This window comes from Xenorhabdus siamensis (assembly GCF_037996745.1).
Taxonomy (GTDB): domain Bacteria; phylum Pseudomonadota; class Gammaproteobacteria; order Enterobacterales; family Enterobacteriaceae; genus Xenorhabdus; species Xenorhabdus indica.
Window position 1 is genome coordinate 61,477 of record NZ_JBBMXE010000002.1, and the last position, 16,456, is coordinate 77,932.

12 protein-coding genes and 3 pseudogenes are annotated in these 16,456 nt (G+C 37.9%); 6 read left to right on the forward strand and 9 right to left on the reverse strand.

Features of this window, described 5'->3' with window-relative positions; genetic code table 11:
* Positions 1–276 precede the first annotated feature (276 nt).
* Entirely contained in the window at positions 277–1,905 is a 1,629-nt protein-coding gene (locus AAC852_RS01240; RefSeq protein WP_340619450.1) for an AMP-binding protein, read from the forward strand.
* Positions 1,906–1,972: 67 nt separating this feature from the next.
* Here the strand turns inward: AAC852_RS01240 and cobT are convergent, their stop codons facing one another.
* From cobT to cobU, 3 genes are all read right to left on the reverse strand, one after another.
* The gene (gene cobT / locus AAC852_RS01245) at positions 1,973–3,037 is read right to left on the reverse strand and encodes a nicotinate-nucleotide--dimethylbenzimidazole phosphoribosyltransferase (protein ID WP_340619451.1); all 1,065 of its coding nucleotides are present in this window, start codon (positions 3,035–3,037) and stop codon (positions 1,973–1,975) included.
* A gap of 97 nt (positions 3,038–3,134) precedes the next feature.
* Positions 3,135–3,899, reverse strand: coding sequence for an adenosylcobinamide-GDP ribazoletransferase (gene cobS / locus AAC852_RS01250; RefSeq protein WP_340619452.1), 765 nt, complete (start codon positions 3,897–3,899; stop codon positions 3,135–3,137).
* The gene (gene cobU, locus AAC852_RS01255; protein ID WP_340619453.1) at positions 3,896–4,441 is read right to left on the reverse strand and encodes a bifunctional adenosylcobinamide kinase/adenosylcobinamide-phosphate guanylyltransferase; all 546 of its coding nucleotides are present in this window, start codon (positions 4,439–4,441) and stop codon (positions 3,896–3,898) included. The genes cobS and cobU overlap by 4 nt, the downstream gene beginning before the upstream one ends.
* A 235-nt stretch (positions 4,442–4,676) precedes the next feature.
* On the opposite strand from cobU, the gene AAC852_RS01260 reads away from it, so the two are divergent.
* On the forward strand, positions 4,677–4,862 hold the full coding sequence (locus AAC852_RS01260) for a hypothetical protein (RefSeq protein WP_340619454.1): 186 nt from the start codon (positions 4,677–4,679) through the stop codon (positions 4,860–4,862).
* Positions 4,863–4,886: 24 nt separating this feature from the next.
* On the opposite strand, the gene AAC852_RS01265 is transcribed toward AAC852_RS01260, so the two are convergent.
* Together AAC852_RS01265 and AAC852_RS01270 are read right to left on the reverse strand one after the other, a co-directional pair.
* Positions 4,887–9,146, reverse strand: coding sequence for a hemagglutinin repeat-containing protein (locus AAC852_RS01265; protein WP_340619455.1), 4,260 nt, complete (start codon positions 9,144–9,146; stop codon positions 4,887–4,889).
* Positions 9,147–9,227: 81 nt separating this feature from the next.
* On the reverse strand, positions 9,228–10,907 hold the full coding sequence (locus AAC852_RS01270) for a ShlB/FhaC/HecB family hemolysin secretion/activation protein (protein ID WP_340619456.1): 1,680 nt from the start codon (positions 10,905–10,907) through the stop codon (positions 9,228–9,230).
* An 803-nt stretch (positions 10,908–11,710) separates the two neighbouring features.
* Here AAC852_RS01270 and AAC852_RS01275 point away from each other — a divergent pair.
* On the forward strand, positions 11,711–12,778 hold the full coding sequence (locus tag AAC852_RS01275; RefSeq protein ID WP_340619655.1) for a PfkB family carbohydrate kinase: 1,068 nt from the start codon (positions 11,711–11,713) through the stop codon (positions 12,776–12,778).
* A 96-nt stretch (positions 12,779–12,874) separates the two neighbouring features.
* Here AAC852_RS01275 and AAC852_RS01280 read toward each other — a convergent pair.
* The 4 genes and pseudogenes from AAC852_RS01280 to AAC852_RS19890 all read right to left on the reverse strand — a co-directional run.
* Positions 12,875–12,949: pseudogene (locus AAC852_RS01280) on the reverse strand (phage tail protein); the annotation flags it as partial.
* Between the two features lie 166 nt (positions 12,950–13,115).
* Positions 13,116–13,900, reverse strand: a pseudogene (locus tag AAC852_RS01285) (transposase).
* A 159-nt stretch (positions 13,901–14,059) separates the two neighbouring features.
* Entirely contained in the window at positions 14,060–15,001 is a 942-nt protein-coding gene (locus tag AAC852_RS01290; RefSeq protein ID WP_340619457.1) for an Rpn family recombination-promoting nuclease/putative transposase, read from the reverse strand.
* A gap of 307 nt (positions 15,002–15,308) precedes the next feature.
* A pseudogene (locus AAC852_RS19890) lies at positions 15,309–15,488 on the reverse strand (transposase); the annotation flags it as partial.
* A 153-nt stretch (positions 15,489–15,641) separates the two neighbouring features.
* Between AAC852_RS19890 and AAC852_RS01295 the strand changes: the two are divergent.
* From AAC852_RS01295 to AAC852_RS01305, 3 genes are all read left to right on the forward strand, one after another.
* On the forward strand, positions 15,642–15,902 hold the full coding sequence (locus AAC852_RS01295) for a hypothetical protein (RefSeq protein WP_340619458.1): 261 nt from the start codon (positions 15,642–15,644) through the stop codon (positions 15,900–15,902).
* 61 nt (positions 15,903–15,963) lie between these two features.
* Positions 15,964–16,179, forward strand: coding sequence for a hypothetical protein (locus AAC852_RS01300; protein WP_340619459.1), 216 nt, complete (start codon positions 15,964–15,966; stop codon positions 16,177–16,179).
* Between the two features lie 49 nt (positions 16,180–16,228).
* Entirely contained in the window at positions 16,229–16,453 is a 225-nt protein-coding gene (locus AAC852_RS01305) for a DUF2931 family protein (RefSeq protein ID WP_340619460.1), read from the forward strand.
* The last annotated feature ends 3 nt before the right edge of the window (positions 16,454–16,456 follow it).

A 16,456-nucleotide genomic window follows, 5' to 3' on the forward strand; every position in this document is an offset into this window, starting at 1 on the left:
CCTTTTATATCGGTAGATATAGTATTTTTGCTACCTTACACTTAATTTATCAATATATTTTCAGCATGTTATTTTATCAATAACAATAAATATAACCGATATATTAAAAACAATAAAATACCAATTTAATATCTAAACAAAAAGTGTGATGTTATTTAACTTAATTTCGTGAGAAATTTATTGAGAAAAGAGCACTCATAATTATTTATTATGGATTGTATATTCTCATAACCAAGATTACTTTTAGTAATAAATGAAAATACAAGGTAAAAAAATATGACTCTCTCTAATTCATTCTTAAATGAATATGACGGTAACGCACTATCACCTATTTTATTTCTCAAAAGAACCATATTAAGTCATGGTGACTATCCTGCGATAATAGATGGAGAACAGTGTTGGACGTGGCAACAATATGCAGGGCGCTGTGAAAAAGTTGCAGTTGCACTTCAGCAAATAGGGGTGGGTAAAGGTAGTGTTGTCTCCACACTATTACCCAATACTCACGAACTGCTAGAACTACATTATGCTGTTCCACTGTCCGGTGGGATCCTCAATGCTTTAAGTATCAGAACAGATTCAGCGACACTGAATTTTATTTTTGAGAAAATTAATCCTGAGATTTTAGTTATAGATAAAGCCTATCTTCCATTGTTAGATGATGTTGTTTTTAACAATCCGATAAAAATCATCGTGGTTACTGGAAATATTGCGGCAACTCAGCATAATGCTGCCATATTAATAGCAGGACCTGGTCAGGATTTTATCCACTATGAATCACTGTTAACCCAATACCCATCCAAGACCCTGAATTTTTATCCCATTGACGAACAGGAAGCCATCAGCATTAATTCCACTTCGGGAACCAGTGGACAACCCAAATTGGTTGTCTATTCACACCGAGGAACATTCCTTAACGCAATTTCTAATATCCTGGACTGGGATATACCTAAGCGCCCTACTTATTTATGGACATTACCAATGTTTCATTGCAATGGCTGGTGTTTTCCCTGGACTATAGCTGCACGTGCCGGTACACATATCTGCATGCGCAAATTTGATGCAGCAAAAGCCATACAGCTTATGCAAAAACATCAGGTTACACACTATTGTGGCGCTCCAATTGTGCATTATTCCCTGGGACAAGAAGCTCAAAAACGCGGTATTTCTTTTAATAATAATGTCTACGGTCTTATTGCTGGTGCTCCACCAACAGAGAAAATTTTTGCTCTACTTGACGCTGTCGGGATCGCTGTTACCCAAGTCTATGGCCTGACAGAAACTTATGGGCCGGTTGTTGTTTGTGAAGATAAACATGATTGGGAAACACGACCAACATCAGAAACAATTTTAAAAAAGATGCGGCAGGGTATTGTTTCCAATTTACAAGGAGAAGTCAGGGTTATTGATGAAAACAGCGGATTAACAGTCCCTTCTGACGGACACTCCATTGGAGAGATTGTCATTCGGGGCAATATTGTTGCCTCTTATGATCCAGCCCGCCGTATTGCACCTGATATGACAAGTCAGTGGTTTTTTACCGGAGACTTAGCCGTCGTTGATTGCGATGGTTATATTAAAATTATCGATCGGAAAAAAGATATCATTATTTCTGGTGGTGAAAATATTTCCAGCCTTGAGTTGGAGAATGCGCTGTCAAATTACCCCGGAGTTTTGGCTGTCGCTATTGTAGCAAAGCCTGATGAATATTGGGGTGAAGTTCCCCATGCCTTTATCGAACTTGATAAACATACATTGATTACTGAACAAGAATTGGATGACTATATCTGTACCGTTGTAGCACGCTATAAGCGGCCCAAAGGCTATACTTTTTTAACACTGCCACGCAATGTAAACGGAAAGATCCTCAAAGAACAATTAAGAAAATTAGCTAAAGCCCCATAACATACAGGACATAGTAAAATGCGAGAACTCATGCAGCAATATAATATGACTCCCGAAAAAACCTAACTCAATGGAGTAACTCAGGAAATCGAATCCCACTTTTTGCCAGATACCCCATATTGCAATACATCGCACAGGCAGCATCAATCAAAGACATTGCAATTGCTGCCCCGCTGCCTTCACCAAGACGCAGATCTAAATGCAGATAAGGCTGTAGCCCCAAATGCTGTAATGCCAACATTGCACCTTTTTCTGCTGACATATGGGATGGAATACAATAATCCCGAACAGAAGGCGCTATCCGGACTGCCGCCAACGCAGATGCGTAAGAAATAAAGCCATCAAGGACAACCGGAACGCCTGCGGCTGCGGCTCCCAAAATCACTCCCGTCATCCCCACAAGTTCAAACCCACCCACCTTTGCTAATACATCAAGGGGGGAGTGCACATCAGGCTGATTCACCTCAATAGCACGACGTACAACAGATTCTTTATGTCTGAGTCGTACAATCGGCAAATTAGCGCCCAATCCAACCACATCACAAGGTTCGCTTCTGGTAAGGACACTGATAACTGCCGCTGCTGGGGTAGTATTTGCAATTCCCAGTTCTCCCACACCAAACACTGAAACACCTGCTGCAATACGCTGTTGAACGAGTTGTGCACTGGCCAATAATAATGCTTCTGCACATTCATAAGACATAGCCGGGCCTTGTGTAATATTGCCACAGCTCCGGGCCAATTTGAGGGAGAGCAAATTATCGATTGGCTCACAATCGATACCAATATCTACAGGCAAAACATGAGTATTGCTGTTTTTCGCTAATACACAAACCCCTGTCAGCCCTTGCAACATATTCCGTGCCTGTATGGCCGTCACATTCCTGGGAGAAATAGCCACACCTTCTTCATAAACGCCGTGATCAGCACACATAACGATGATCTCTTTTTGCAAATTTCGCAGATCCTCAATACCAGGCATTCCCGCAAGTTGTATTGCCAGAGTCTCCAAACGTCCCAGGCTACCAATCGGTTTAACCAAGCTGTCGATATGCTGTGCTGCTTTCTCCATTTTTTTTCGATCAAGCGGTTGAATTTTATCAAGTAAAAGAGGCAAAGAGTGAAAGGCCATAATTATTCTTCCGGCCAAATTTCAGATGGGATGCTTAAAGGAAACCACATTTATTTACTCTCCATAAACCAATTTCTAAAAGCTATTTTTCAAAAAACTATTTCCAAATCAAAATCAAAGTCAGTAAAAAAACCACTTCGCCTATTTCAATTGCCGCTCCTAGCGTATCTCCTGTTTGCCCTCCCAACCGATAATTAAAATAGAGCGAAAGTAAAAAAATAGCGATCATCGTAACCATCATTGCAGATAATCCCTGCCAATCGCCAAGTATCATTACCAATACTGTCCCTGTCAGTAAAGTGAGTACCGTACCACGTGGAGTAATGCGACCAATATAACTGCTCCCCATACCTTCATTTTCACGGGCATAACGCTGCTCAAACATCAAAAGCACAACAACAGTACGTCCAACAACAGGAGCACAGGATAATAAGGCTAATAACTTCAGGGGGGGATGGTAGGCAAGTTCAACAACAGCAAGCATTTTAATGAGGATACAAAAAATCAGAGCCAGCCCGCCATACGTTCCAAGACGACTATCCTGCATAATTTCCAGCATTCTTTCCTTCTGGCGGCTGGAGAAAATCCCGTCACAGGTATCAGCCAGACCATCTAAATGCAATCCGCCAGTCAGAAGCGCCAAAGCTAACGTATAACCGATTGCACCAATATACACTCCCCCGCCAGATTGACTTATAGCCAGAGCAATACAGGATGCAATTACACCGACAATAAAACCGATCAGAGGGAAAGTTGGTATACCCCGCCCTAACTGGCGAAAATCAGTATCCTGAGCCCACTTTGCGGGTACGGGAAGCCGTGTCATAAACTGTAATGTTGCCCAAAAAAGTTTCAATTTCATTTAATCTTCACTCCAATACCAGAAACTATTAGCCAGACTGTTTCTGCTGCCTGTGCCAGTTTCTGGTTAGCTCGTCCGGCAATATCAATAAAATGACGAGCCAGTCGATTTTCAGGAGTAATTCCCATCCCTAATTCATTGGTTACTAAACAAACAGGCATCGGACAATTCAGGCAAGCATCGATCAAGTCATCTATCTGGTGGTGGACAAATACCTCCAATGAGGTGAAATCCAGCTTATCAGGTGACACACCTTCTGATTTATCAAAAAGCAAGTTAGCAATTAATGTAGTTACACATTCAAGTATAACTCCCTCTTCCGGTTTAAGATGTTGGCGAATAACATTTCCCAGATCCTGATGCCCTTCCCAGGTTCGCCAATGTGGCGGGCGATCTTGCTGATGCCGCTCAATACGAGCGGCCATCTCTTCATCTGTAATTTGAGCCGTAGCAATATACAACACCTGTTCGCAGCGCTCTGTGATCAGCCGTTCAGCATAAGCACTCTTTCCACTACGTGCTCCGCCAGTTACTAAAATCATTTGTTGACTCCAGAAAATTCCACCGTATTTTGTGGCTACAGCAAACCTGTCTAAACCTGCTTATATTATATTGTTGCCATAGAATAACGTATTGCATGATTATTTGATGAATTCATACAGATAAGTGTTTTGTATCGACGTGAGTTAGCTCACAAAGTCAGACAAATATTCTTATGTGCTGTCTGTTATAGTAATATCCCAATATAATTACCCTACTATTAACAAATATACAAACATGCAAAATCCAGAAAATTACTTCACAGAGATATCTACTTTTACGTCCCTCGATATTCGTGTTGGCAAAATCACCAAAGTTGAAAAAAATGAAAAAGCCATCAAACCTGCTTATAAACTGTATATCAACTTTGGTGATGAGATAGGAGAAAAACAGAGTTCTGCACAATTGTGCCATTGTTATTAATTATAAATGATAATGAAATAATGCTCACTTTAATTTATAACCTTTTACTTCACTTTCAAGCGTTCTGCTTTTTTCAGCATAATTTTGAATCTCTGTATATGGAATTTTTTTATTTGCAATATTGGAAATGACTTCTGGCAAACTCGCTATAAATTCAATAGGCGATTCAGGTAATTTTACTGATACTTTTTCTCCTTTGCTATATGCAGTTACTGAATGTTTTTCTATTTCCTGAGTATTCAAATTGACAGGTTTATTAGTACTGTCAATTTTCGACCCAGTCAGATAAGTTTTACCAACTACGCTCAGATCTACACCATTAGCACCAGAAATACCAGATTGACTCGCTAAAGCCTCATCATCATATTTTTCGTAATCAACCTTCAATTTATCTTTTGTCCCAATTAGAATACTTTTAATTTTACTCAACACACCAAAAATACCGGCCGGCTGTTTATCATTGAATAAATTGCCGCTATTAAACATAATTCCAGCACCTACATATGTATTTTGTCCATTATTTGTATTCTTAACAGTTTCAATATTAAGATTACCTCCAATTTTACCATTCACTCTATCTGCTACAATATTAGAACTTTTGAGTATTGTATCTTTTCCACTAGTTAATGTAACAGTTTCACCTGTAATCTGGCTGTTATGGTTGGTAACTGCATTTGCATAACCTTTGCCGAATTCTCCATAAGCCTTCACACCAAGTTGACCTAATTTAGAACCAGTTATTGCAGCCACGAATCCCCCTTCACCTCCAACTTGAAGACTATTTTTCTTTGTAATATCTTGCGCTGATGTAATAATAATTCCGCCCCGTTTTGCTGCTAAATCTATTTGATAACCAGAAACATTTGTGCCTTGTAAGGATAGATTATTATCAGCAGTTAAACTAACGCCTTGTTCACCTTTAATATTACTGCTTTTTGCGATTATCGTATCTTCATCATTTGTAGCATATTTTGCGCCAACAAAGGCAGCTCCAGAATTAACAACACCGGTAGCAACATTAACTCCTATCTGAGCTTCAATACCAGCTTTATAATTTGTATTAGAAACCTTATTAGTATTGTTTGCCTGATTAAAACTAATATTATCTCCCGCATTGATGATAGTTTTTCCACTCTCAGCATCAAAAGAGGTTCCCTGATATTTGGCATTATGCTTAGTTTGAATATTAATGTTTTTCTGCGCTCTGAAATCACTGACTATAGCATCAGAGCTGGATTGAGAGCTCCACGATATTCCCCCTTTTCCTACTCCTTTCACAACAAGATCCTGGGACAGGATGTCAAAACCTGCTTGTAAACCTGCGTTACCTGACGTATGAAAAATATTTTTTTCTTTACGATTAAACGCAGCTTCACTGATATGATTATTTGCTTTTAATTCTATATTTCCATTAGTTGAATGATATTGTGTCCCTTGATCATAGACATCTTCCTTAGCATTAATATTAATATTATCGGCGTTTATTCGAGTAACATCAGCATTTGATGTGCTGGAATTTTCTATGTAATTATCTCCCTTAGCGGCAATATTAAGAGAAACACCGGGAGAATTATTTTTTACACCCAAAGAAATGCCTAAAGCCCCTCCTACTTTCAGATCACCTGAAGATTCAGTAGTACTATTTACTGCTGCCCGGTTCTCTATACGATTAGCGTTAACCTCATAATTACCAGTGATATTATGCTGAGTTCCCTGTTGCACTAATTTGTTTCTTGCCTGTAATTTGATATCACCAGCAATATTCGTTTTTGAAACTCTTGCATTTTTCTGTTGTTGAAAACTATTGATATTGCCATATTGAGTACCAACAGTAGCCCCGATCTGCCCCTTGCCTAAAGAAAAAATTAAACCAGCACTAGTAGATGAGTGAGATTGTTTTTTTGAAATTTCATTATCGGCAGAAAGGAAAGAAATATTATTAGCTAAGATATCAGCATTACCATCTGTCGTTACTATATCTGATCCGATAACAGTAACATCTTTACCTGCATTAATGGAAATATTCTTCCCATTAAGCTCCGATGATTTTTGTGTTATTTTTCCTTGTTGTTTACTGTCACTGGTATAATTAATAACAAGTCCAGTATCAAAAAGCTTTCCATTATCTTTATCCTTATCTTTCGTAGCAGGTTTCAATATAATCCCTGCTTTAAGCAAAGATGTTATTTTCTGCCGATCATATTTCTGACCATAAGAGGAAACCTTTAAATCACCAAGTGCATCGATATTCAATGCATTAGCACTTTTTATTAAACTACCCACTACTTCAACATCTTTACCACTGAGTAATTTCAAATCCGCATCAGAAACAACCTGACTTTGTAATGCAGTCTCTTTATATTCTTTTTCTTTATTGGAGTCTTTAGTAATATTAAAGACCGTTCCATTCCTCTCATCAATACTGTTTTTATGATAATTAACTGCATTATCAATTAATAAACTTCCATTAATTGTTTCAAAGTATGCGCCTTCTCCCGCTTTAATATTACTTCCAGTAATTTTAATTCCATCATCACCGGTTAATAATATGTGCCCATCTGCTGTTACATCTGAGGATTGATTCTGTTGAATCTCATTGTAATTATTTTTATTCTTCCCTCCTGCAATTCCACCCCAGTATGTTACGTTATCATTATCTGTAGATTTATCATCAAAAGCTTTAGAAATGATTTGAGATTGTTTACTTGCCTTAATAATTAAATTATTATCAGCGTGCGCTTTAGTACCAATCAATTTAACATTACCATTTGCTTCAATACCCAAATCATTACCAGCATTCAAATCACTTCTGATATTCTTCTGGGTGGAGTAACCTTTTTCTTTATCCCCCGTAGTTAATTTACCAGAATCAAATCTGATATATTCTTTATTATTTGCTTTTTCAATCTCTATCAAATTGTCTATTACTACATCACGCTTAGCTGATAATATCATATTATTACCTGCATCAATATGACTACCCTCTATTTTAATATCCCCACCTGTCGAGGCTAATTTCACATTACCACTAGCTCGCATATTATCTCCATCCTGTTGAAATTTATCATAGCTATTAGTTTTACTATCTTTCCATAAAAATTTCCATTTCTCTTCATTGTCTTCAATATGCTGATTATACTTCTGTCCTTCTAATTTCAAATTTTCACCGATTAGATTAATATTATTGCCATAAATATCTGTTGCCATAATTTTATTATCTTTTTTGGCATTCAATGTAATATTTTCACCTTCTAACCTGGTATGAGCAATAGACTGAAATTTCCTCTCCTTACGAGTACTATTTCCACTCATAAAATAGCTTTCTGACTTTTCATCTTTTAAAGAAACTTCTCCTAAAGCTCCTTGGGACAAAATAGTGTCACCTTTTAATTCAAGATCACCTCCTTTCAGTCTGGCTCCTTCCAATTTTAACTCTCCTTTAGATTCAATATTAATACCACCATCAGCGGCCATTTCGCCTCGCAGATTAACACCACTACCTTTATCTGTACTTAATAACCGAATACGGCCAGCCTGCATACTGCCTAAATAATAGCTATCAAGTGAACCTACTACTAATTTTTTTGTATCCAATAGTTGACCATCAGAAGAAATTTTGTTTTGACCTGTTATTATATTAAGATCCTGATCGGTACTAATTTTACCAAGACTATTAATTTTCGGTGCAATAAGATTTATAATATCATCATGTACCAAACCTCCTTCACCAATTTTCAGACTATTTTTATTTTCAAACGTGTTAAACCCTTTCAAAACACCTTTATCAACTAATGGATTACCTACAACCAGCGATAACTGATTTGTATTGATAAAACCACAACCATTACAAGTGATACCATTGGGATTTGCTAATATATAATCTGCCGCTGCACCAAAAACTTCTTGTTTACCCAGTAATAAAGAGGGATTACGGCTGATAACCTCATTTAAAATGATCTCTGCCTCCCGGCCATGCAAATTATTATTAGCCAATAACTTGCCTGCCAATTGTGATTGGCCGTTTATTAGTGAATTATTGAAAACTGCACCATCTTTAGAAACATTAAAATCTTCATATTTATTATGCGATAATCCTGACTCTGAAGGAGCAGCAATATTAATGACCACAGCTCCATTCTTAGCATTTGTTACATCGGGTTTGTGTGATGGATCACCTCCGGGTATGATCCCACTAGCAAAACTATTTGAACCGAAAATCATAATAATTGCCACTGACACAGCAAGCCGACCAGTAGGTGATAATCTAAAACCATTATTTTTCATATAATTACTCCCGTGTTTCTAATTATTACTATGTGTAATCAAAAAAATAGGTTTAAAAAAGTGAAAGTGGTTACTTAAGAATTAAAATCGGTAAGAGAAACGTGTTAATAACTGTATGGGATTATTAAGTCCCCGATATTGTGGAGACAAAATTTTTCCTTGGCTGACTTGAATATCAGCAAACAATTGTTGGTAGCGTAATGTCAGCCCGGCATTCAGTCCTATAGCATTTATCCATTTATCTTTGTTGCTATAACTTTTACTCTGTCCTAAATCTCCACCAATATTTAATGTCAGAGAACCTTGAGGTATAGAGATCGGATAAGACAATGTATTTCTTAAATACCAACCATTATCAGAGCATAAGAAACTTTCGTTAAATCCTCGAATATTATTTTTATCACCAATATCTATACATTCCATAGCCGGTAACCGATTCCGACTATATTGCGTATAAAATTCGCTATCAAAAAAATAGGATGATTGAAACAGTGTAAATCTCTTTTTCAGATTCAGTGACATTTGACCTTTAATAAAATCCTTGTCCATCACTGTCTGTGCATCAAACCATGGTATTCCTTTATTAATTCCAATATCAAAGGTAAAAATACCTGTAGGAATAACTTGCAAATGATTGACATTAAGAGAAACAAGACTAACGGTTTCACTACTTGTTATGAGTTTTTCATCATTTAAATAATTATTTCCTTTTTTATATACAATTTGTGTACTTAATGTATCTATTTGCTTTTGATTACGATGAAATACCCAATCAGCACGCATTCCTGCTTGCTCAGCATTTCCTCTTATATTTATTGTCCTAATCTGTAAATGCATCTTATTTCTATATTGGGAATCAACATAAAATCCGCTGAATGTCATCTCACCATAAGGAAGTGAGTAAAGTAAGATATAAGAATGGTTATACTTTTTTTTAGAATTATTTAATGTAGAGCTTCCACTGAAACTAATAAAATCCGATAATCCTAATGGGCTGTCAAAGCTGGTATTTAACCTTCCCATCCACTTCCCGGTACTTTTTTGTCCATAATTATCAGTTGTCACAGAAACTTTCCAGGGCACACTATGTTTGTTATTCAAGAGAACGATAGAACCTCCATTGACTGTACCAGGCAGGATATCCAATGTAGTTCTGTTTGATTGCAGACGATTTGCCTGATCTAACCCTTGGTCGAGTTGGTGTATATTTAATGGATTATTCTTTAAATCAGGAAAAAGAGTTTGGCTATTAACCCAACGATCCCCTCCCCGAATATCTTCAACAAAACCTTCTATGATACTGATCCCTAATTTCTTATCATAACCAGGCGGAATGAGTTTTACTCTGGCCGTAACATAACCTTTCTGAATATAAAGATTCGTAATCTCTGATGTTAATCTATTAATATAATTACTGGTAATACAATCACTAGGAATAGCACTTAGCGTTTTCAAGTCAGAGGTTGACAATAATGATATTCCCTGTATATAAATACCACTAATTAGCAGACATTTTTTTGACTCCACAAGCTTTGGTGATGATTTTTTTGCAGAATTCTGCTCTGCTCGATTAAGTATTGCCTGATGCCGTCTCTGTTCAATGAGTTTGTTAATCTCTCTTTCACTGTTCTGTAAATTATTTATTCCTTCACTCACAACAGATGGCGATAGATTTTCATTCAGGTTTACTGGAGAAGCGGATACTGTAAAAGAAATATACGGTATTAAAAATATAAATATTATTGTGAATTTTCTAATCATAATAGGGCACCAAAATAATCAATTAATACTTATCATTAATATATTAATTCATGCTGATATTTTTTAAATCACAATTAATTAACATCAGATTTAGCACTTGCATATTGCCATAGTTTTACAAAAAAAATACAAACAATTCATAAACACCAACAGAAAAAGATTAATTCAAAACTATTTAATAACATCAATACAATAAAAACTGATAATTATCCCTATGAAAATTATAAGAAATAAAATAAATAATCTATTTTTGTCAATATAATCAAACTAATAAAATATTTTATTCAGATGGATAACAATAAATATATATTTAAATAAAAGAAATTTGTGAAAAACAGCTCATATCATGAAGATAGACTTAAATACCAAGGTTGTTACCTGACGATACAGAAACCAGACTTGTCTTCGATAGCATTAGGCAGGTTTACACAAATTTTTTAATTTCATTATGTGAATGTAATATATTAAGATATGAAATATCTTTCGTTATCACATGATGTCGAAGGCTGTTCCATAAAAACCAAACACTTGTTTGCAAGAAACACAATAAATTATAACTCTTTGATATAAAATGATTTTTATCAGAATAAAATATAGTTTACAATCTAAACACTTTTATTCTCCTAAACTTTTTTGATTTATTAGAATAATATTTTTGATTCAGATCACAATTTGTATAAAAAATCAATCCAACCAAACTTACGATCACTTTCTCAAAAGCCGAATAAATTATAAAAATAACCTTTACTGTCCACTCAATATGAAATAAAAATATGGATACAAAAAGTAACCAAGGCCATAATATGTCAAATAGGGAAAATCAAATACTGCAAATTTTAAAACGAGATCCTTTTATCCAACAGCAAGAAATTGCAGATATTCTTGGAATTAGTCGCTCGTGTGTTGCAGGGCATATTATGAACCTAAGTAAAAAAGGTTATATCAAAGGGAAAGGTTATATTTTGTCCAATGATGTTTATGCTGTTACGATTGGAGCAACTAATATAGATATAACCAGCTATACCTTTGCTAAAATAGTATATGATGATTCCAACCCAGGGAAAATAATCTCGACCCCCGGTGGGGTCGGGAGAAATATCGCTCAGAATATTGCTGCATTAAAAAATGAAAGTTATTTAATTTCCGTCGTTGGCAACGACCAACATGGCAAGATTTTATCAGAACAAACAAAATTATCTGGCGTTAATATTAAATATTTACATAAGCTAGATGATGAAAAAACATCCATCTGCAATTCATTTATTGATGAAAATGGAAAGTGTATCATATCTGTAAATGATATGAGCATTCTGAATAAACTGACTCCCTCGTTACTGACTCAATCTAAAAAACTTATCCAAAATGCCAGTGTATTAATTCTTGATTGCAATTTATCTCAGGAATCATTGGAATGGATATTCACCCACGCTAATAATGTTCCGATTTTTGTTGATACCGTTTCCACCTTCAAAGCATCTAATATTCGCCATTGGCTATCCTATATCCACACGCTGAAACCTAACCGCGCCGAAGCCAAAATACTCAGTGGTATTGAGATTGAAACATTAGAAGACGCAGCCATTGCTGCGTCTTGGTTTCATCAACAAGGTGTCCAACGAATAATTTTAAGTATGGATGCAGAAGGTGTGTATTATAGTGAATTAGATAATAAAGCAGGTCATTCACGCGCAATAATGAGTAATGTCGTCAATACAAATGGAGCCGGTGACGCAATGATGGCAGGGCTTGCTCACTGTTGGCTGGCCGGAATGACACTGGAAGATAGTGTTCAATTTTCTCAACAATGTTCTGCTTTTACCTTGTCATCGGAAAATATCGATATTTTCCCCAATAAATTTAAACATCGGTAGCCTTGTTTGGTGTCAATTTTTTTCATAAACATCTGGGCGAAATATTTGCCAGACATAATTTTCACGATTAACAGGAGAAATGCGACTGACTCAGACTTAAGCAGCTCTCACTATATAATTGAATGCCACATTGCGAGGTCGTGTTTCGTTATCACCAGTCATACCAATAGATTTACCCTCACCTATACTACCTAATCTATTGACCGAACCAGGTATTTTACCACGAACTGGATCGGCAGCGTCACTTAGTAATCGCCCCGCTTCTACCTGCGAGGACTGGCACAGCGTGTGGCAAAAGACTCGCCGCATTTGAGCGATTTTCTGGAGACTGTAGTGATCAAGAAATTCCGGACACATTTCTAGCCGCTTCCCACTGTCTTTCATATTCAGCCGGAGAAATTCCCCCATTAAGGCTATGGGGAAGGATGTCGTTGTAATACCCACCAAAATAGTAGGTGATATCCCTCATTGCCTCATGAATGTCCCGATAGCCTTCTGGCAGGATCCATTCACTTTTCAAACTCAGGAATACCCGTTCCATCGGTGAATTATCATAGCAGTTGCCTCTGCGGCTCAGGCTTTGGATAATTTTATTTTGCCAAAGTAAGCGGCGAAACTTTTTACTCCTGTATTGACTGCCTATCGCTCCCCGGCTTTGGTTATACAGTTCACGGACCCGGATGCGCAACTGTAGACGTTCCGTGTTGACGGCCGGTGTCGCCAGTCATAATAGGCACTGCGTGACACTTGAAGTATCTGACATAAGTCTGTCACCAGCCACAGGGGGACTCAGCCGTGTGATCAACGCATAGCGCCACTGCGCATCTCGCTCATCAGCACGGCCGCCTGCTTTAGGATTTCTTTTTCCACTTCCAGTTCCAGACGTTTCACTTGTTTTTCTAATGCTTGTATCTGGCGTTGTTCGGGCGTCAGTGCCTTACCCACAGGCGTGATTCCCTGTATTTCGGCTTGGTACTAGTGAACCCATTTTCCCAGCATGCTGTTATTGATCCCCAATGAACGGGCGATATCGATAACCCGTTGTTGATGGGGAATAACCTGTTGAACCGCTTCCAGCTTAAATTCAGTGGAATAGTTGCGTTTGGTGAATTTCACTTTCATTGTCACACCTCATTGTCATATGAATAACATTAGCAGGCTTTTGAGGTGTACGAGATCCTTATACCACTACAGATTGCAGGCAGAACGGTTTTCGTTTGCAGGCTATCTACACTTACCCGCCCTGAAAAGCGGGTAAGAAACAACCAGAAGAAAAAAATATTATTGCAGGGAAAGTAGTTCTTCACGGCTCAGGCCGGTACTTGCCATAACCAGTTCAATACTAACACCATTTTTTAAAAGGGTACGGGCAATATCAATTGATGCCTCTTTCTTACCCTCTAATTTTCCTTCCAATCTTCCTTCTAGTCTTCCTTTCTGGATACCTTCTTCCCGGCCTTTGTCCTGCAATCGTTGTGCAATACTCATAATTACCTCCTGATGGCTATCCGCCTGCTCTATCAGTTGTTGGATCACTTGTTCAAAATGCGGCGAATCCATTGTAACAAACAGGTAGTTCAGAATAGTTAAAACATCATTGTCACTATTATAGTTCTGTTTAAGGGCATGGGATAACAGTGTTGTCACCGCTTTAAATCCTTCACGCAAGTTCTTATGTTTCATTGCCAATTCCATCACGGCAATTTTGCGATGATTGACCAGTTCATTATCATCAATCACGGTCACGTCCACCAGCGGAAACGGGTTGAAGTACATTTCCTCCGCCAGTGTCGGCAATGAAAAGCATTGTGTCCATGTTTGCTGAAAGGGATAAGGGCTGGTGTCGCCATGATAAAACAAAACGGGCACTACCAGCGGCAATTCCTTATTACCTTGCTGCAAATGCTGATTCATCGCCATAAAAGCATAGTGCATCATGCGCCATGCCATCATTTTATCAACTGTTGACTGGTGCTCAACTAGCACATAAATATAACCAGCCCCTTGTAGGGTTTCCACCGAATAGAGCACGTCAGACATGCGTGAACGCAAATGGCCGTCAATGAATGACGAGTTAGTCAATTTTAGCGTACTAAAATCACACAGTTTTTTGATTTTTTCCGGTAGATGAATGTCAAAAAAATCACGCGCATTCTCAATCCGTGCCATGAACCCTTTGAACGCAGCATCATGTGGTGTGGGGGTTGTCTTTTTGTTTTTCATATTCTCTTATCAACATTGTTTGGGCTTTGCTCCGTTTACATTTTTGAATCCGATTTATTTCAAAGAAAAATATCTGGTCACACATTAAAGCGTTCGCTGTTGTTTTCATACTCCGCTATTTTTGCGGCCAATATATCGATCATCGTCGTTCTCAATGAGATAATCAACCATTGCCAGTGCATCTCAAACACACTGCCCCCTAGCAGCGACTAAGGCTGTTGTTGCTTGAATGGCTTTATCATTCGTGTGTCTCCCGATACTTCTTTATTAATTTATCATACCCTGTATGAGTGGCTATATAGCAGAATCAATATAACCTGACACATTCAATATGCTCCGTAAACAACTCATCAACTGAACATCTTTTCTGCCTCCTTATCGCTTTTGCTCCGTCCCATTTGTGTTCTATCGGGTTCAAATCCGGACTATAAGCGGGAAGCCATTCCAGTTGACATCGGCTGTTTGCTATCGCTTGTGTCGTGTCATTCCGTTTATGGAAAGCACATTATCCATCACTATCACTGCTCCGTGTGGAAGCTTTGGCAGCAAATCTTGCGTCATCCACGCATAAAAAACATCGGCATTAATATTCTCGGTAAATAAGCTTAAGGTGACGAAGGTATTTTCGAGAATGGCGCCAATGACGTTAATACGGCCTTTCGCGGGCCAGTCAGGCGTATCAAAACAGCGTAACCCTCCGGAACTTGTACCTCTGGCAGAAAAAGCCATTAAACAAGGGCATGCGGTTCGGCAAGGCCAGCCTTCAACCCCTTTTACCGCTGAAGAGTTAGCGTTGATCCAGACAAAATACGTCCATTGCTCATCCCACTGGAATTCGGTCGTGATAAAGGATGATCATATACAGGGTGGTGTAAATGCCATCGCATTTGCCATTTTGTGAATCGTCCATGTGACAAATGGCATCGCGTCATTTTTGATATTACCGATAAGGAAATTTCATAATGAAAAACAAAAGATCATTCGCCTTGTTACTGAGCTTAGGTGTGATGTTGGGATTAACCGCCTGTCAGTCCTATCCACCCGGAAAACGGATGGTGACTTACAAACCTATTGTGCCCACAGTGAACCACTGCCTTATGATAAATGGTGGTTTAAATTTCGCACTCCTAAATATTTTCCCGCTAGCTTACCCCCGAAGTCTGACAACTGATACGTGAACCTTATATCGGGCGCGCAGTTAAGGGACATATATTCTATCGAGATACAATGCTTATTGGTTTAGCTCCCAGTGGAACTGCCCGTGCATGGTTACGCGGTTATGATAAAAATAATGGTAACAATATATTAGTTGCTACTGGTGAATCCATTTCCGGCGATAAGATGACAATATGCCAGGGAAGAACAAAGCATTCTAGTGGTTATGGAGACGATTACCCCAAATATATCAAAGACTTTATCAAAGGGAAAAAATATCCCTATGGGGAATGGTAAAAC